We start from the raw sequence: 15,906 nt of genomic DNA, 5'->3' as shown, positions 1-15,906 counted from the left end.
TTTTTTTTTTTTTGAATAGGGACAGGCGCGTTTGATGAGAAAAGCGGCCCTTGAGGCCGCTTTTTCTTTTCTGTTCCGGCGTTTCGCGGTGAGTGACTTGACCTCGCGCGGGCAGATCGCAAACAGGCCTCCAAAGTCGCTTCCGGCATTCATGACAGCCCATTCAGGCTGCGCCAAGGCACTTGAGCGATTGAGCGTTCGGACGCCTGGCTGAAATGAAAAACGGGGCGGATGTTGCCGCCCCGTTTTTCGTTATTGGCGTGCGATGCGCCGGCTGCGCTTCAGGGGTAGAGGCCGCGCAGATCGCGCGCTTGCAGGATGCGCGTGCAGGCCACGATGTAGGCGGCCGTGCGCAGCGTGACTTTGTGCTGCTGGGCCACGTCCCACACGCTGGTGAAGGCTTCTTTCATGATGCGCACCAGGCGTTCATTGATTTCGGTTTCCGTCCAGAAGAAGCTGGAGAAGTCCTGCACCCATTCAAAGTAGCTGACCGTGACGCCGCCTGCATTGGCAATGACGTCGGGCACGACAAGCACGCCCTTGTCTTTCAGGATGTCGTCGCCGGCCGGTACCGTGGGGCCGTTGGCGCCTTCCACAATCAGTTTGGCCTTGATTTGCCCGGCGTTGGCGGCGGTAATCTGGCCTTCCAGCGCGGCGGGAATGAGGATGTCGCAAGGGGTGGCCCAGAAATCGGCGGCATCCATGGCTTCAGCGCCTTTGAAGCCCGCGACGCTGCCGGTTTGCGCCACGTGCGCGAGCAGGGCGGGCACATCCAGCCCCTTGGCATTGGCGATGCTGCCGCCGTGGTCTTGCACGGCCACGATGAGCGCGCCCGCTTCGGCAAACAGCTTGGCCGCAATGCCGCCCACGTTGCCAAAGCCTTGCACGGCCACGCGCGCGCCGGGCACGCTCAGGCCCAGACGCTGGGCAGCTTCCACGCCCACGGTGAACACGCCCCGGCCCGTGGCTTCGCGCCGGCCCAGCGAGCCGCCCAGCGAAATGGGCTTGCCAGTGACCACGCCGGTGGCGGTTTCGCCCAGATTGACGGAGTAGGTGTCCATCATCCAGGCCATGATTTTTTCGTTGGTGTTCACATCAGGCGCGGGAATGTCCTTGGTCGGGCCGATGATGATGCCGATTTCGCTGGTGTAGCGGCGCGTGAGGCGCTCCAGCTCGCCTTGCGAGAGCTTGCGCGGATCGACGCGGATGCCGCCCTTGGCGCCGCCATAGGGCACGCCGACGGCGGCGTTCTTGATGGACATCCAGGCCGACAGCGCCATCACTTCCGACAGCGTCACGTCCTGGTGAAAGCGCACGCCGCCCTTGCCGGGGCCGCGGCTGGTGTTGTGCTGCACGCGGTAGCCCTCGAAGTGGGCGATGCTGCCGTCATCCATCTGGATGGGCACATCCACCACCAGCGCGCGCTTGGGGCGCTTGAGCGTTTCCACCCATTTGGACAAGGGACCCAGATAAGGCGTGACGCGATCGACTTGCGTGAGGTAAATGCCCCACGGCCCCAGACGCTCCGGATTGAGGTACGAAGGCAAGGCATGAGTGGCGGTTTGGCTGGATGTCATGCGAACTTCCCGAAATGAAAAACAAAAGAGCTTGAAGCTTAACGGTTTGCAACAGCGTCTTGCGCTTTCCTGCGCCCTGCTTTGCTCGGAGCCTGTTCAAAGGCCTTTGATCAAGAGAGCCAGAAATTTTCAGCCAGACCAAGCAGAGCTCAACGATTCAGCGCTTGGGTTTCACCTTGAATGCGTGAAGTTCGCCTCTCCTGGCTATCTGCACCGTCACATGCTCGCCAAGGATGTTTTTGACGCCCTGTGCACTGACCTGCGTGGCCGCAATCGCGCAGCAGGCTTTGCAGGCAGCCCTGGCTGTGCTTGCTGCGCTCCGGCACAGCCAGCGCCTTTTGACGCTGCCGCCGGGAGGGCGGGCTTGCGCGGTGACATCGCGAAGACAGAGCCAGCCTGATTCACACGCCGTGGTTTTCGCGCTGTTTCGCTTGCTGGGTGCCGCCAAGCCCGGCACTGTGCGCTGGGCATCGCGCCAGATGACTCGGTGACCGCAGTCTGCGCCCTGCTGGCGCTGACTGCATGCGCGGCTTATTTTGCTCCTCTATTCATAGCATGATGTCCTAGTAGAGGGTGCGCAAGACGGGTTTTTGGCGTCTGTTTTTTCGCTCCTTTTTTTGTGTTTGTGTGCGCATCTGTCGCGGGTTGGGCTGCCAGGCCAGCATGGCGTCCCAGATGGCGTAGCCGCCCTGGCTCACGCGGGCGGCGGGCACGCGGCCGCCCAGCCGCCACGCGCCGCCTACCACTCGGCCACACCGTAGAGCGTGGTGTTTTTGCGGTGCGCGGTGCGGAAGAAATATTCGCGATTGGCCTGGCTGGCAATCAGGCGCACGCCCAGGCTGCCATCGGCCAGCAGGCAGCGGTTCACGTCCACGGTGGCGCGGCGCTGCTCCCATGAACCCAGCGCCGCTTCGCCCAGCACGTGCGGCGCATCTTGCGGGCGCTTGCGCGTGAGGTTGATTTGCCCGGCGGGGTGGCTTGTTCTTCAGCCTGCGTTTGGGGCTGAGGCTGGGGCTGCTGTTGCGTTTGTTGCTGCGCCCGTTGCTGCGTCTGCTGCTGCGTTTTGGCTTGTGCCTGGGCTTACGCGTGGGCGGGCCGCAAGGGCGAGGGACGGGTGCGGGCGAGGGCAAAAGGCGCCATGAAGTCAGTCTTCCTGATGCAGGTTTGAAAACAGGAAAAACCAAATGCCATTCAAATATCAAGCATCAATGCGCCTGATTTTCAAAAATCAAATAAAATCGCGTTCCATATTGATTTATTTGATTTTCAATGGCATTCCATGAAAATGGAATGAATATTCTATGCAGGAAAACATGAAAATATTTTCCTTTCATTGGATATATGCCCTGAAACCGGCTTTCATCCGGCATGGCGGCCCGCCGCTGTGTACGCATGCTTCATGCGCTGTTTCATGCGCTGGCCTATAGTCACGCCCTTTTTCTTTTCCCGGTTTTTTCCGAATGAACCTGACTGCTTTCAAGCCCCGGGCTTTTTCCCTTGCTTCTTCTTGCGCGGCCGCGCTGGCCGCCCTTTGCGGCCTGGCCGCGCTGGCCCCCGCCCATGCCGCCGATGCCTGCCCGCACCGGGGCGATCTGGATGCGCAGTACTGCGACGCCAACAAAGACCTGGTGGCCGACACGCCCACTGATGCGCGCCAGCTCAAGGACCCCGGCACGCTGGTGTTTGCCTTCACGCCGGTGGAAGACCCGGCGGTGTACGAAAAGCTGCTGCGCCCCTTCATGGCTGATTTGGCGCAGTGCGTGGGCAAGAAGGTCGTGTTTTTCCCCGTGCAGTCCAACGCCGCGCAGATTGAAGCCATGCGCTCGGGCCGCCTGCATGTGGCCGCCTTTTCGCCGGGGCCGGTGAATTACGCCGTCAATCTGGCGGGCGCGGTGCCTTTTGCCATTCGCGGCAACGAGCAAGGCCCCGTGGGCATGTATCTGAAAATGATCGTCCGCAAAGACAGCCCCTACCAGAAGCTGCAAGACCTCAAGGGCAAGCGCATTGCGCACACCTCGCCGTCGTCGAACTCGGGCAACATGGCCCCGCGCGCGCTCTTTCCCAAGATTGGCCTCACGCCCGATGCGGACTACAAGGTGGTTTATTCCGGCAAGCATGACCAGTCCATCCTGGGCGTGAAAACGGGCGATTACGACGCCGCCCCCGTTGCCAGCGACGTGCTGGAGCACATGACCGACCGGGGCATCGTGGGCAAGGATGATTTCCGCGTGCTCTACACCAGCGAAATGTTCCCGACCGACGCCTACGCCTACGCCTACAACCTCAAGCCCGAATTGCAGGAAAAGATCAAGCAATGCTTTTTCGCCTACCGCGCGCCGGCCGAAATGGCCAAGGGCCTGGGCGGCGACCGCTTCTTGCCCATCTCCTACCAGAAAGACTGGGAGCTGGTGCGCACGGTGGCCGAAGCGGCAGGCGAGAAGTTCACGCGCGATGCGTACAACCAATCGGCCCGCAAGTAACGCGGCTGATCAACAGCCCGCCCAGGCGGGCTTTTTCATGGATTCTCGCTATTTTCTTGATAGCGTGATGTCCTAGTGGAAACTGCGCGAGGCGGCATTTCTACCCGCCTGAATTCGCTCTTTTTTTTGATGCCCGCAGTGCGTGCTGCCGCCTCTGGGCCGTTTTTTTTATCGCGTCTGCAATGACCGGACAGACTCTTACGCCATCTTCATGCGGCGCGCTGCGCATTGAGCAGCTCGTCAAGCAATACCGCCCCGGCCAGCCGGTTCTCAAGTCCATCAGCTTTGCCGTGCAGGGCACGGGGCTGACCAGCATCATCGGCCCTTCGGGCACGGGCAAATCCACGCTGATTCGCTGCATCAACCGGCTGGTGGACCCCACGTCGGGAAAAATCATGCTGCAAGCGGACGGGCAGGCCGTGGACATGGCGCAGCTCAAGGGCGCCGATTTGCGGCGCGCGCGGCGGCGCATCGGCATGGTGTTTCAGGAATACAACCTGGTGGAGCGCCTGACGGTGATGGAAAACGTGCTCACCGGCCGCCTGGGCTACCTCTCGGCCTGGCGCGCCTGGCGGCGCAAGTTCGACGAGGCCGACATTCAGCAAGCCTTCGAGCTGCTGCAAGTGGTGGGCCTGGCCACTTTCGCCAGCCAGCGCGCCGATGCCCTGAGCGGCGGCCAGCGCCAGCGCGTGGGCATTGCGCGCGCGCTCATGCAGCAGCCCGCGCTGCTGCTGGCCGATGAGCCGACTTCGTCGCTCGACCCCAAAACCTCCGTCGAAATCATCCAGCTGCTGCACGAGCAGGGCGTGCGGCGCGGCATTCCGGTGATGGTGAACATTCACGACGTGGAGCTGGCGCGCCGCTACTCCAGCCGCATCATCGGCATGACCGGCGGGCACGTGGTGTTTGACGGCGCGCCGGGCGAGCTGACGGACGAGCACCTGAACACGATTTACGGGGGCCGCGCATGGCTGAACTGAACCAGGCTGCACGGGCCGCGCGCCGCCCCTTTTCCTGGAGCGCGGGGCAAAAGGCCCTGCTGCTCATCACCGCCGCCTACTGCGCCTGGAGCCTGGCGCACATGGGCGTATCGGGCGAGCGGCTGGCCGACGGCTGGCGGCAAGGCGCGAAATTTCTGGCCAGCATGTTCCCGCCCGAGCTGGGCAAGATGGACGAGCTGTGGCAAGGCATCAAGGAAACGCTGCAAATTGCCGTGCTGGCCACCGCCGCCGGGCTGGCGCTGAGCCTGCCGGTGGGGCTGATGGCGGCGGCCAACCTCTCGCCCGCGCCGCTGCGGCTGGCCGGCAGAACGCTGATTGCGGCCTGCCGCGCGCTGCACCCGGTGATCAGCGCCATCTTGTTCGTCAAGGCCGTGGGCTTCGGGCCGCTGGCGGGCATTCTGGCGCTGGTGGTGGCCACGGTGGGCTTTGTGGGCAAGCTGTTTGCCGATGCCATCGAAGAGATTTCACCCAAGCCCATCGAGGCCATCCGCGCCACGGGCGCTTCGTTTGCCAACGTGGTGCTGTTTGGCGTGCTGCCGCAAGTGACAACGCGCTTTGTGGGCTTTGCCACGTATCAGCTCGATTCCAACCTGCGCAATTCAACGATGGTGGGCATCGTCGGCGCGGGCGGCATCGGCGGGGCGCTGTTTTCGGCCTTTCTGCGCTACGAATACGGTTTTGTCTGCACCATTTTGGCGACGGTCATCGCCATCATCGTGCTGGGTGAAGTGGCGGTAAACGCCGTGCGAAAGGCGCTCGATGTCTGAACCTGCCGCAACGCCAGCCGCCGCGCCGCAAACCTGGCAGCGGCGCAGCATGGGCCAGCGCCTGCTGCGCTACGCGCTGGGCCTTTTCATCATGGCCGCCATCGTGCAGGCCGCGCGCACGGTGGAAGTCATTCCCGAATTCCTCTACGACGCGCCCGAGCAAATGGGCGACATGCTCCGGCGCATGTGGCCCGTGGACTGGAGCTACTTCGGGCAAGCCGTGGGCAGCGCCCTGCTGGAAACATTGCACATGGCCACGCTGGGCACGCTGCTGTCACTGGCGCTGGCGCTGCCGCTGGGCGTGATGGTGGCGGGCAATGTCACGCCCAACCGCCTGCTCAACTTCGTGGCGCGTGTGCTGCTGGTGGCCAGCCGCTCGGTCAATTCGCTGGTGTGGGCGCTGCTGTTCGTGGCCATCTTCGGCCCCGGCCCGCTGGCGGGCATGCTGGCCATTGCGCTGCGCTCGGTAGGCTTTGTGGGCAAGCTCGTGGGCGAGGCGCTGGAGCAGGCCCCGCGCGGCCCCATTGAAGCCTTGCAGGCCGCAGGCGCCACGCGCTTTGCGCAAATCTGGTACGGCTACTGGCCGCACATCAAGCCCTCTTTCTGGTCGGTGGCGCTGCTGCGCTGGGACATCAACGTGCGCGAATCGGGCGTGCTCGGCCTGGTGGGCGCAGGCGGCATCGGCGTGGCGCTGAACACCGCCATCGACCTCTTTTACTGGGACCGCGTGGCGCTGGTGCTCATCACCATCTTCGCCGTCGTCATCGCCGCCGAAGTGCTGGTGCTGTGGGTGCGCAAGCGGGTGATTTGAGAGCCATGTTCAGAGTCTGGAGAGTCTGGCCGTAAAGGCAAAAGCGCGGAGGCAGGATGGGCCGCAAAGCGCGAACGGGCAGATTACAAACAGGCTTTCAAAAATCCACCGTCGCGCTCAGCAGCACGGTGCGCGGCGCGCCCAGGCCGGAGTAGAGCTGGCCGGCCCAGTAAGCCTTGTTCGTCACGTTTTGCATAGCGGCGCGCAGGGTGATGCGGCGGCCTGCCGTGGGGAGCACGTAGCGCGCGCCCAAATCAAGCACGGTGCGGCCCGGCGTGTGCAGCGTGTTGGCCGCGTCGATGTACTGGCGCGAGGCGCTGCGCAGGTTGCCCGCCAGCGTCAGGCCCGGCAGCGCATCCCACTCCAGCCCCAGCTTGGCTTGCCGGCGCGGCGTGGCCACGGCCTGTTTGCCCTGGTTCACGCCGCCAGCGGTGCGCGTGAGGGTGGCCTGCGTCCAGCTGGCGCCGCCCAGCACGCGCAGGCCCGCCCGCAGCTGGCCGGTCACGCTCCACTCCAGGCCGCGATTGCGCTGGCGGCCGTCGGCCGCGAAGCGGTTGGTCACGGGGTCGGTCCAGGCGCTGGGCTGTTTGATTTGAAACAGCGCCACGGTGTGCGTCAGATCGCCTTGCGCCAGTTTTACGCCGATTTCGTGCTGTTTGGTCTTGTAGGGGGCGAACAATTGCCCCGCATTGGCCGTGCCCAGCGGGGCGCTTTGGCCTTCGCTCAAGCCTTCGATGTAGTTGGCGTACACCGACACCTGTTCGCTGGCCTTGAGCAGCACGGCCACGGCGGGCGAGGTGGCGCTGGATTTGTAGAACGTCCACGGCGCGGCCGGGTTGAACCATGAGCTGCTGGCGCTGCTGACCTTCTGGCGGCGCGCGCCCACGGTGAGCTGCACGCGGCCATCGGCAAATGAGAGCGTGTCGGCCACGGCAAAGCCGGACAGGCGCGAGTTGCCCGACGGCGGCAGCGCCGCATTGCTGAAGGCGCGGCTGACCGCAGGCCCCCATGCGGGGCGATAGAGGTTGGTGACCCACGGCGCGGAGAGCATGCGCAGCAGAAAGCCGAACTTGCGCTGCTCGTGCTGCCAGTCAAAGCTGGCCGCCAGCTGGTGCGCCACGCTGCCCGTGGCAAAGCGCGCGTGCAGCCCCGCGCTGGCCGCACGCCGGTCGCGCTGGTCACGCTGGTGGGCGAAGTCGTTGATGAACGTGCCCTGCGTGTCGGCCACCCTATAGACGGAGCTGGCGATGGAGTCGAAATCAAACTTGCCCTGCCCGGCATTGGCCCACAGGGTGACGTTTGGCGTCACGTCCCACTCGCCGCGCAGGATCACGGCCCTGTCTTTGGACTTGCCAAAAGTCCAGTCTGGCGCCAGCAGCGTGCGCGGGTTGGGCGCGCGCGGCAGCGGCACGCCCGGCGCCAGGCTGATGCCCCGGTTCACGCCATCCAGGCTGTCGCGCGACTCGAACAAATCAGCCGAAAAGCGCGCCCGCGCCCCCCGCCAGTCCAGCCCCAGGGCCGCCAGCTGCGCGCCCAGCTTTTGCGGCCTGACGGGGCCTTTGCCGTCGCGCCAGACGGCGTTGAAGCGCACGCCCCATTCCTGCTGCGGGCCAAAGCGCCGCCCCACGTCGGCATGCAGGCCCCATTGGCCCTCGTTCATGAACGCGCCCGTCAGCTGCGTCAGCGGTTTGCTACCCGCACGCTTGGGCACGAGATTGACCGCGCCGCCCACCGAGCCGCCCGGCGGCATGCCGCCCAGCAGCGCCGAAGGCCCTTTGTGGACTTCCACGCGCTCGAACATCTCCGGCGTCACGCGGTAAAAGGGCGTCAGCCCATACAGCCCGCCCAGGGCCATGTCGCGGTGCGCCACGTTGAAGCCGCGAATGCTCATGCTCTCAAGCAGCATCCCTGTCGCGCCGTTGTTGAACACCGCCGGGTCTGTGCGGCTGACAACGTCTGCCAGCCCGTGTGCCTGGATGTTTTGCACGTGTTCGCTGGTGTAGCTGATGGTGGAAAAGGGCGTTTCCATCACCTCGCGGCTACCCAGCAGCCCCAGCCGCGTGCCGCTGGCCACCTGCCGGCCGGCATGCGCGGGCGGCAGATCCATGGGCCGCAGCGCCGCATTTTCGCGCACCGTCACCGCTGGCAGAGTGGCGGCTGCGCCGCCGCTGGCCTGGCCGTCATCACGCGCCGTCTGCGCCTGCACGGCCTGCACACAGCCCAAGGCCGCCAGAGCGATCAGGCCCGCGCGCATGGCAGGCCGCCGGATGAGATGAGATGAGATGAGCATGGCGAAACTCCTTTGCGCGCCAATGTGTTGATGAAAAACGGCATCTAAATGCAACTATACAAACGATTCTTATTGTCTTTGAAATCAATGCCTATGACGGCTTCACTGCCATAGGGGGATCACGCCGTTCCCGCTTCCGTCAGTTCAAAAAAAGCAAATCCAGTGGCTGAAAAAGCTGTTCTACGCTGATTCCACTAGGAGCTCTTGCTATGAAATAAAGAGCTAATCACCTCTTTCTTCTTTTTCCGGCGTGGCAGATAGCGCCGCCGCATCAGAGCCTGGCAATGAGGAGCTGCGGACGGGGTTGGGGAAGCGAGTCTCAAGCCCTCGCGAGACGGCGCTTTTCGCGCCCTTGGATGGGCTTCACACAGGTTCTTACACTCCCGCCCCAAAACTTCACGCATTGCCGTTCCCCATGAGCATTCCTTGCACTCCTTACGCCGGCCGCCGCGCCCGCCTGGCCGCGCACATCGGGCCAGAGGCCCTGGCTCTCATTCCCACCGCGCCGCAGCGCTTGCGCAACCGCGATTGCGACTTTCCCTACCGGCACGACAGCTACTTTTATTACCTCACCGGCTTTGCCGAACCCGACAGCTGGCTGGCGCTGACGGGCGAAGGCCAAAGCGTGCTGTTTTGCCAGCCCAAGGATGAAGAGCGCGAAATCTGGACGGGCATCCGCTTAGGCCCGCAAGCCGCGCCCGCCGCGCTGGGCGTGGATGAGGCCCACGCCATCAGCGAGCTGGACGAGCGCCTGCCCGCGCTGCTGGAAAACCGCCGCGCCGTGTGGTTTCCCTTTGCCGTGCATGAAGGGCTGCCCGCGCGCGTGGAGGGCTGGCTGGGCAAGGTGCGCACCCGCGCGCGGCAGGGCGTGACAGCGCCTGCCGAGCTGCATGACGCCTGCGCCCCGCTGGACGAAATGCGCCTGATCAAGGACGCGCACGAGCTGGAGCTGATCCGCCGCGCCTGCGCCATCAGCGCGCGCGCCCACATTCGCGCCATGCAGCGCAGCGCCGCCATGCTGCGGCAGGGGCAAGACACGCGCGAACACCATCTGGAAGCGGAGCTGCTGCACGAATTCCGCCAAAGCGGGGCCGAATTTCCGGCCTACGGCAACATCGTCGCCAGCGGCGCCAACGCCTGCGTGCTGCACTACCCGGCCGGCAGCGCGCCCGTGCGCCCAGGCGACATGGTGCTGATAGACGCCGGCTGCGAGCTGCACGGCTACGCCAGCGACATCACCCGCAGCTTTCCCGCCAGCGGGCGCTTCACGGCCGCGCAGCGCGCGCTCTATGACGTGGTGCTGGCCATGCAGCAGGCCGCCATTGACGCCACCCGCCCCGGCGCGCGCTTCAATGAGCCGCATGAAGCCGCCGTGCGCACGCTCACGCAAGGGCTGTTCGACTTGGGCATCCTCACGCACAACCAGCACGGCAGCGTGCAAGACGCCGTGGCCGCCCGCGCCTATGCCCCCTACTACATGCACCGCACCAGCCACTGGATGGGCATGGACGTGCACGACTGCGGCAGCTACGCCGAGCCAGGCGCGCCCCGCCAGGCCGATGGTGCCCTGCCCAGCCGCGTTCTGCGCCCCGGCATGGTTCTCACCGTGGAGCCGGGCCTTTACGTGCGCGCTGGCAGCGCCGCGCCGGAAAAATTCTGGAACACCGGCATCCGCATTGAAGACGACGCGCTCATCACCGCCGAAGGCTGCGAGCTGCTCACGCGCGGCGTGCCCGTGGCGGCCAGCGAAATCGAAGAGCTGATGAGCTGAAGACCCGCCATGCGCCCCTCGCCCTTCGTGCTTGAAAACCCCAACGTCCTGCTGGTTTCGGAACTCGACTGGCCGCCCGAGCGCGACCGCATCCCGCATGAAACCGCCTTTCTGCTGTGCCCGCGCCCCATGCGCAGCCACGCCATTGGCGTGGCCGAATCGCTGCCCAGCGACTGCCTGCTGCCGCACTCGCCCATTGAAAGCGTGCGGGCGCTGCACCTGTGCGGCCACCATGAGCACCTGGAGCCTGTGCTGGCGCTGCTGACCGCGCTGGCGGACAACTCGCCAGAGCCGCCGCAGGGACGCCGCATTGGCTTTGACTGGGCCAGCGTCGCTGAAATGGCCCGACTGCACACACCCGCTGGCGAGCCGCCGCCCCGCCCAGCGCCGCAAGGCCGCCTCATTGCCCTGTACGGTGAAGGCGGCAGCCAGCAGGCCGCCTTTGAAAACCTGCAAGCCAGCGCCACGGCCCGCCTTGTGCTGGCCGCCCGCCGCCCGCCCGCACCCAACGTGCTGTGCCTGATGCAAGCGCCGCAGCCCTTCAGCCTGGGCCAATGCCAGCCCATGCTGCGCGAAATGCGGCAATGGTGGCCGCGCACCGGCTTTCTCTACGGCCACCGACAAGCCAGCGAAACCCTGCACCGCATGGCGCTGCTGCTGCCTGCGGCCTGAGACTGTTTAGAGCGGGGCCATGAAGGGCGAAAAGGCGGATCGGGGATGGGTTGCAAGACGCCGATTGCTCCAGCAACCCCGCGAGGGCCTGCCACGCAGCAGAGCGCCTGAGTTCGCGCTTTCTGCGCCCGTGGACAGATTCTGAAAAACCGCCTGCCATCCGCTGCGCGAGGCAAAGTGCAGGAGCAGTGAACCGGCGTGGGCAGGCTGGCAGCAGGGGCTTGCTCCTTTATAAATAGCAATACGTCCTAGTGGAGCTTGCGCGAACGGGTGTTTTATGCCTCTAAATTTGCTCTTTTTTTTGATGCCGCCTGACGTGCGCAATCAGCGCCGCATCACTGGCTGGCTTGCGCCGGGCCAGCGGCGGCGGCTGGCTTGGTCACTTCGGGCGCGGCGGGCGGCTGCGCCGGAGCGGCGGGCGCGATGGCCGTGGCTGGCGCGGGAGCGGCCACGGTGGGCAGATAGCGGCCAATGAGATCGAAAAACTGCTCGTACAGATGGGCGCGGGTGACGGTGCGGCTGGAAATCTTGACCATTGAGTCGTGCCCGCCTTCCAGCGGCACCGACAGCGAGGCCACGCCCACGCCCAGCGAGGCGGAGTCCTTGACGCGCCGCAGGCCGTATTGCTCTTGCAGGCCGCTGGCGAAGGCCACGGTCTGCGGCTGTCCGTCTTTGTCTTGCAAGGCGGCGCAGACCACGCGGAATTCAAGCTGGGCGTGGTAGTTGGCGTCTGGCTGGAAGAATTTGCGGCCCACCACCTGCTGGGCGTTGCCGACCTTGCCTTCTTCCAGCACGTAGCCCTGGCTGAGCAGGGCGCGCCGCGCAGCCTCGCAGGTGTGCTGGGGCGTGGCGGCGAACAGATGCGAATGGGTGTTGGCGCTGAAGTCTTCGGGCTGGTAGTCCAGCAGCGCCGGGGGCGAGCCGGAGACGCCAGCGCACCCGGCCACGAGCCAGGCGCTGGCCGCCACGCCAGCAAGGCGCCCCGGCAGGCGCCGCCCCCATGTCAGGCAAGAGAGTTTCATCAGGCAAGCACGTGCAGTTTTTCAGGAACGGCGATGGTAAGGCGGCAGGGTGAACAGACCGTAACGAAACCTGGGAATGGCGCGGCGGCAAGGCGCTGCCAGGAGGTGGAGAGGAGATGGATATAGTGAGAATGCCTGTTATTCAGAACGGGCTTTTTCTTTCTTCTTTTCCCCTTCATTCCAGGAGATTTCTCATGGTCAAGAAAACCGTCAAGAGCGCTTCGGCCAGCACAGACAAGGCCGTCAGAAAAGCAGGCGGCGCGCCTGCCGTGAATATCGGCATTTCGGAAAAAGACCGCGCCGCCATCGCCAGCGGCCTGTCGCATTTGCTGGCCGACACCTACACGCTGTATCTGACCACGCACAACTTCCACTGGAACGTGACGGGCCCCCTGTTCAATTCCCTGCATGACATGTTCATGGCGCAGTACACGGAACTGTGGAACGCGGTGGATCCGATTGCCGAGCGCATTCGCTCGCTGGGCCATGTGGCGCCCGGCTCCTACGCCCAGTTCGGCAAGCTCGCCAGCCTGAAAGACGCGCCCGCGCATCCGCCCAAGGCCCTGGAGATGGTGCGCATCCTGGTGGAAGGCCACGAGGGCGTGGCCCGCACGGCGCGCGATCTGCTCCCGCTGGCCGACAAGGCGGGCGACGAGCCGACAGCCGATTTGCTCACGCAGCGCCTGGCCCTGCACGAGCAAACGGCATGGATGCTGCGCTCGCTATTGGAAGAGCAGTAATCGCTGACTGGCGCGGCGCCGGGGCGGCGCTTTTTGCCCCTCTCACGGCCAGACCCCGAACAGGTTCTGAAGCGCCCATACCATACGGCCCGCCATGTCATCCGCGCCTGCATCCCCTCCAGACAATCCGCCTGCCGGGCCAGCGGCAGGCCTGGCGTCCGGCCCCAGCGCCAGCGCCGCGTCTGACCCACTCCGCTTGCAACGTTTGCTGCCTTTTCTGGCCTGGCCGCGCCCTACGCCTGCCCTGTTGCGCAGCGAGGCGCTGGTGGGCCTGACCGTGGGCATGATGATGTTGCCGCAGGCTGTGGCCTATGCGCAGCTGGCGGGCATGCCCCCGGCCGCCGGGGTGTATGCCAGCTTGCTGCCCGCGCTGGCAGGAGCGCTGTTTTCCGCATCTACCCGGCTGTCGGTGGGGCCGACGGCGCTGTCGTCGCTGCTGGTGTCGGCCTCGCTCACGGGGCTGGCTGCGCCGGGCAGCGCGCAGTGGGTGTTGCTGGCCGTGTGGCTGGCGCTCATGGCAGGGGCGCTGCAACTGGCGCTGGGGCTGGCGCGCTTTGGCTGGCTGCTCAATCTGGTGAGCACGCCGGTGCTCATGGCGTTTACGCATGGCACGGCGGCGCTCATCATTGCCACGCAAGCGCCTCATTTGCTGGGGCTTGAGGGCTGGGATTGGGGCAGTTTGAGTGCGCGCGGCTGGCATGGCGCATCGGCGGTGTATGGCGTGCTGTCGCTGGCGGCTTTGCTGCTGGTGCGGCGCTGGCGGCCTGCTTTTCCCAGTGTGCTGGCGCTGCTGATGCTGACGTCGGCCCTGTCGTGGCTGACGGGCTTTGAGGCTGGCGGCGGCGCGGTGATTGGCGAGCTGCCGCGCAGCCTGCCCACGCTGGCGCTGCCCGAGTGGCCGGGCCTGGCGGCCCTCTCGCATCTGGTGCTGCCCATGTTCGTGCTGGGGCTGGTGAGTTTTCTGGAAACGGCGGCCAGCGCCCGCGTGGACAACGCCCGCAAGGGCGTGCGCTGGCAGCGCGATCAGGATCTGATCGGCCAGGGGCTGGCCAAGCTGGCTTCGGCTTTTTCAGGGGGCTTCAGCACCAGCACGTCGTTCACGCGTTCGGCGCTCAACCTTTACGCGGGTGCGCAAACGGGCTGGGCCGCCGTGTTCACGGTATTGACCGTGCTGGCGGCTTTCATGCTGCTGACGCCTGTGCTGCGCCATGTGCCGCAGGCGGTGCTCACGGCCATCATCGTGGCGGCGGTGGCGGGCCTGATCAAGCCGCGCGAATACCGGCGGCTGTGGCGCGTCTCGCGCGCGGAGGCCGTGATGGCGCTGCTGACGGTGGCGCTGACGATTGCCACGGCCCCGGCGCTTTACTGGGGCGTGCTGGCCGGCGTGCTGATGACGCTGGCGCGCTTTGTCTATCAGCGCCTGCACCCGCGCATTGTGGAAGTGGGCCTGCATGCCGACGGCAGCCTGCGCAACCGCCACCCCTACGGCCTGCCCCTGCTGGCGCCGCACACCCTGGCGCTGCGCATGGACGCAGCGCTGGACTTCGCCACCGCCAATTCATTTGAACAGTATGTGGACGCCATGCTGGCCGCGCGCCCGGGCACGCAGCACGTTGTGCTGCTGGCGCAGTCCATCAACCGGCTCGACGCCACGGGCGCGGAAACCCTCACGCGCTTGCTCGTGCAGGCGCGCTCGCACGGCATAGGCTGGCATCTGGTGGGCTGCAAGCGCCCCGTGCGGCAGGCGCTGCGCGCGGCGGGCGTGCTGGGCGAAAAGCCGCTGGCCGCCCACTACCGCACCGAAGCACGGCTGCTGGCCGCCCTGGCCAGACTGGAGCAAGGCCCGCCCGATCTGGCCGCCCTGGCTATTTGAGTGAACGGCAGGCGGATGCAGAGTGGCCTTCGCCCAGGCCCTGCTCAGAACCTGGCTGTGAGGGGCAAAAGCGCGGATCAGGATGGGCGCGAGGCGCAAACCACGCCCAGGCAGCGCACGACTTGAAAGGAAAAGGCGCCGACGCATTCCTGCCGGGCAAAACAGTTGTCGCCGACAAGGCCTATGACATGCCGCGCCAAAGTCGCTCGCAACGGCCTTGACGCCATTCATCTTTCCCCCTCCGCCATCGGATGGCGCGCCCAGGTTTGCCCAGCTTGGTTTTATCAGTCATTCATATCAATAACAGGAGCAAATAAATAGGGGCATAAATACCCATCTGCGCAGGTTCTACTAGGACGTAATGCTATGGATAAAAGAGCGAAATAATGCGCCCTTGCCCGGCATCTCCCATTCATGGCTCTGCCTATTTCGCATCGCTCCTTTCGCGGCGGGCCGCAATCCGCTCCCTGGGCCGGGTGTGACAATTGCCTTTTGCTTTTCACCCTCATACGGCCTGCCATGTCACCTGCTGCCTCGCCTTTGTTTTTGTCCACGGCCCAGCCTGATTTCCAGGAGCGCTTCACCGAACGCCTGCACTGGAGCGCCGAGCAGGACGAGGCGATTGAGCAGCGCGTCAAAGACATCCTGCGCGAAGTGCGCGCGCGCGGCGACGAGGCCGTGCTGGCCTTCACGGCCCGGTTTGACCGGCTGCCCGCCGCCAGCATGGCCGCGCTGGAGCTGCAAGCGGCTGACTTGCAGGCGGCCTTCGAGAGCCTGCCCGCCGCGCAGCGCCAGGCGCTGGAGCAGGCGGCCGCGCGCATTCGCCGCTATCACGAGTGGCAGAAAAAGCAGGGCGGCGAAACCGCTTCGTACCGCGACGAGGACGGCACTTTGCTGGGCCA

Annotated in this window: 16 protein-coding genes; 11 read left to right on the top strand and 5 right to left on the bottom strand. The window is 65.4% G+C overall.

Annotated elements, in window-relative coordinates; translation table 11 throughout:
* Positions 1-281 precede the first annotated feature (281 nt).
* Positions 282-1,577: a Glu/Leu/Phe/Val family dehydrogenase gene (locus QB898_RS12540; protein ID WP_050715107.1), complete on the bottom strand. Its 1,296-nt coding sequence runs from the start codon at positions 1,575-1,577 to the stop codon at positions 282-284.
* On the opposite strand from QB898_RS12540, the gene QB898_RS13505 reads away from it, so the two are divergent.
* Complete coding sequence (locus tag QB898_RS13505; RefSeq protein WP_428982826.1) at positions 1,576-1,977, top strand: hypothetical protein; 402 nt, start codon at positions 1,576-1,578, stop codon at positions 1,975-1,977. The genes QB898_RS12540 and QB898_RS13505 overlap by 2 nt on opposite strands.
* A gap of 163 nt (positions 1,978-2,140) precedes the next feature.
* Here QB898_RS13505 and QB898_RS12530 read toward each other — a convergent pair whose 3' ends face one another.
* Positions 2,141-2,323 (bottom strand): hypothetical protein, encoded by a 183-nt coding sequence (locus QB898_RS12530; RefSeq protein WP_279525222.1) that lies wholly within the window; start codon positions 2,321-2,323, stop codon positions 2,141-2,143.
* Positions 2,317-2,499, bottom strand: coding sequence for a hypothetical protein (locus tag QB898_RS12525; RefSeq protein ID WP_102283632.1), 183 nt, complete (start codon positions 2,497-2,499; stop codon positions 2,317-2,319). Before QB898_RS12525 ends, QB898_RS12530 begins: the two co-directional genes overlap by 7 nt.
* A 56-nt stretch (positions 2,500-2,555) precedes the next feature.
* Here QB898_RS12525 and QB898_RS12520 point away from each other — a divergent pair, with 56 nt between their 5' ends.
* From QB898_RS12520 to phnE (QB898_RS12500), 5 genes are all read left to right on the top strand, one after another.
* The gene (locus QB898_RS12520; RefSeq protein WP_279525221.1) at positions 2,556-2,795 is read left to right on the top strand and encodes a hypothetical protein; all 240 of its coding nucleotides are present in this window, start codon (positions 2,556-2,558) and stop codon (positions 2,793-2,795) included.
* Between the two features lie 242 nt (positions 2,796-3,037).
* Positions 3,038-4,057: a phosphate/phosphite/phosphonate ABC transporter substrate-binding protein gene (phnD, locus tag QB898_RS12515; RefSeq protein ID WP_279525220.1), complete on the top strand. Its 1,020-nt coding sequence runs from the start codon at positions 3,038-3,040 to the stop codon at positions 4,055-4,057.
* Between the two features lie 182 nt (positions 4,058-4,239).
* A complete protein-coding gene (phnC, locus tag QB898_RS12510; protein ID WP_279525219.1) occupies positions 4,240-5,037 on the top strand; it encodes a phosphonate ABC transporter ATP-binding protein in 798 nt (265 codons plus the stop codon).
* A complete protein-coding gene (gene phnE / locus QB898_RS12505) occupies positions 5,025-5,825 on the top strand; it encodes a phosphonate ABC transporter, permease protein PhnE (RefSeq protein WP_050715103.1) in 801 nt (266 codons plus the stop codon). Before phnC ends, phnE (QB898_RS12505) begins: the two co-directional genes overlap by 13 nt.
* Positions 5,818-6,636, top strand: a complete 819-nt coding sequence (phnE, locus tag QB898_RS12500; protein ID WP_279525218.1) for a phosphonate ABC transporter, permease protein PhnE — start codon at positions 5,818-5,820, stop codon at positions 6,634-6,636. The genes phnE (QB898_RS12505) and phnE (QB898_RS12500) overlap by 8 nt, the downstream gene beginning before the upstream one ends.
* A 97-nt stretch (positions 6,637-6,733) precedes the next feature.
* On the opposite strand, the gene QB898_RS12495 is transcribed toward phnE (QB898_RS12500), so the two are convergent.
* Complete coding sequence (locus QB898_RS12495) at positions 6,734-8,926, bottom strand: TonB-dependent receptor (RefSeq protein WP_279525217.1); 2,193 nt, start codon at positions 8,924-8,926, stop codon at positions 6,734-6,736.
* 415 nt (positions 8,927-9,341) lie between these two features.
* Here QB898_RS12495 and QB898_RS12490 point away from each other — a divergent pair, with 415 nt between their 5' ends.
* Positions 9,342-10,697 carry an aminopeptidase P N-terminal domain-containing protein gene (locus QB898_RS12490; protein ID WP_279525216.1) on the top strand — a complete coding sequence of 452 codons (1,356 nt, stop codon included), beginning with the start codon at positions 9,342-9,344 and terminating at the stop codon, positions 10,695-10,697.
* Positions 10,698-10,706: 9 nt separating this feature from the next.
* Entirely contained in the window at positions 10,707-11,369 is a 663-nt protein-coding gene (locus tag QB898_RS12485) for a hypothetical protein (RefSeq protein WP_279525215.1), read from the top strand.
* 335 nt (positions 11,370-11,704) lie between these two features.
* On the opposite strand, the gene QB898_RS12480 is transcribed toward QB898_RS12485, so the two are convergent.
* Complete coding sequence (locus tag QB898_RS12480) at positions 11,705-12,391, bottom strand: DUF2242 domain-containing protein (RefSeq protein ID WP_279525214.1); 687 nt, start codon at positions 12,389-12,391, stop codon at positions 11,705-11,707.
* A gap of 194 nt (positions 12,392-12,585) precedes the next feature.
* Here QB898_RS12480 and QB898_RS12475 point away from each other — a divergent pair, with 194 nt between their 5' ends.
* From QB898_RS12475 to QB898_RS12465, 3 genes are all read left to right on the top strand, one after another.
* Entirely contained in the window at positions 12,586-13,131 is a 546-nt protein-coding gene (locus QB898_RS12475) for a Dps family protein (protein ID WP_279525213.1), read from the top strand.
* Positions 13,132-13,327: 196 nt separating this feature from the next.
* Complete coding sequence (locus QB898_RS12470) at positions 13,328-15,004, top strand: SulP family inorganic anion transporter (protein ID WP_346429813.1); 1,677 nt, start codon at positions 13,328-13,330, stop codon at positions 15,002-15,004.
* A 519-nt stretch (positions 15,005-15,523) separates the two neighbouring features.
* A partial coding sequence (locus QB898_RS12465; RefSeq protein WP_279525211.1) for a histidinol dehydrogenase occupies positions 15,524-15,906 on the top strand: 383 nt, incomplete at its 3' end.

Origin of the sequence: Ottowia cancrivicina (assembly GCF_029813755.1) — a bacterium.
GTDB lineage: Bacteria > Pseudomonadota > Gammaproteobacteria > Burkholderiales > Burkholderiaceae_C > Ottowia > Ottowia massiliensis.
Note: the sequence above shows the minus strand (reverse complement) of the source record. Positions and strands in the feature narration are given on the sequence as shown.

What these genes read in the sequence shown, in the direction of transcription:
- QB898_RS12540 (WP_050715107.1), bottom strand. Translation starts at nt 1,577, where the DNA reads ATGACATCCAGCCAAACCGCCACTCATGCCTTGCCTTCGTACCTCAAT.
- QB898_RS12480 (WP_279525214.1), bottom strand. Translation starts at nt 12,391, where the DNA reads ATGAAACTCTCTTGCCTGACATGGGGGCGGCGCCTGCCGGGGCGCCTT.
- QB898_RS13505 (WP_428982826.1), top strand. Translation starts at nt 1,576, where the DNA reads ATGCGAACTTCCCGAAATGAAAAACAAAAGAGCTTGAAGCTTAACGGT.
- phnD (WP_279525220.1), top strand. Translation starts at nt 3,038, where the DNA reads ATGAACCTGACTGCTTTCAAGCCCCGGGCTTTTTCCCTTGCTTCTTCT.
- phnC (WP_279525219.1), top strand. Translation starts at nt 4,240, where the DNA reads ATGACCGGACAGACTCTTACGCCATCTTCATGCGGCGCGCTGCGCATT.
- QB898_RS12485 (WP_279525215.1), top strand. Translation starts at nt 10,707, where the DNA reads ATGCGCCCCTCGCCCTTCGTGCTTGAAAACCCCAACGTCCTGCTGGTT.
- QB898_RS12475 (WP_279525213.1), top strand. Translation starts at nt 12,586, where the DNA reads ATGGTCAAGAAAACCGTCAAGAGCGCTTCGGCCAGCACAGACAAGGCC.
- QB898_RS12495 (WP_279525217.1), bottom strand. Translation starts at nt 8,926, where the DNA reads ATGCTCATCTCATCTCATCTCATCCGGCGGCCTGCCATGCGCGCGGGC.
- phnE (WP_050715103.1), top strand. Translation starts at nt 5,025, where the DNA reads ATGGCTGAACTGAACCAGGCTGCACGGGCCGCGCGCCGCCCCTTTTCC.
- QB898_RS12490 (WP_279525216.1), top strand. Translation starts at nt 9,342, where the DNA reads ATGAGCATTCCTTGCACTCCTTACGCCGGCCGCCGCGCCCGCCTGGCC.
- phnE (WP_279525218.1), top strand. Translation starts at nt 5,818, where the DNA reads ATGTCTGAACCTGCCGCAACGCCAGCCGCCGCGCCGCAAACCTGGCAG.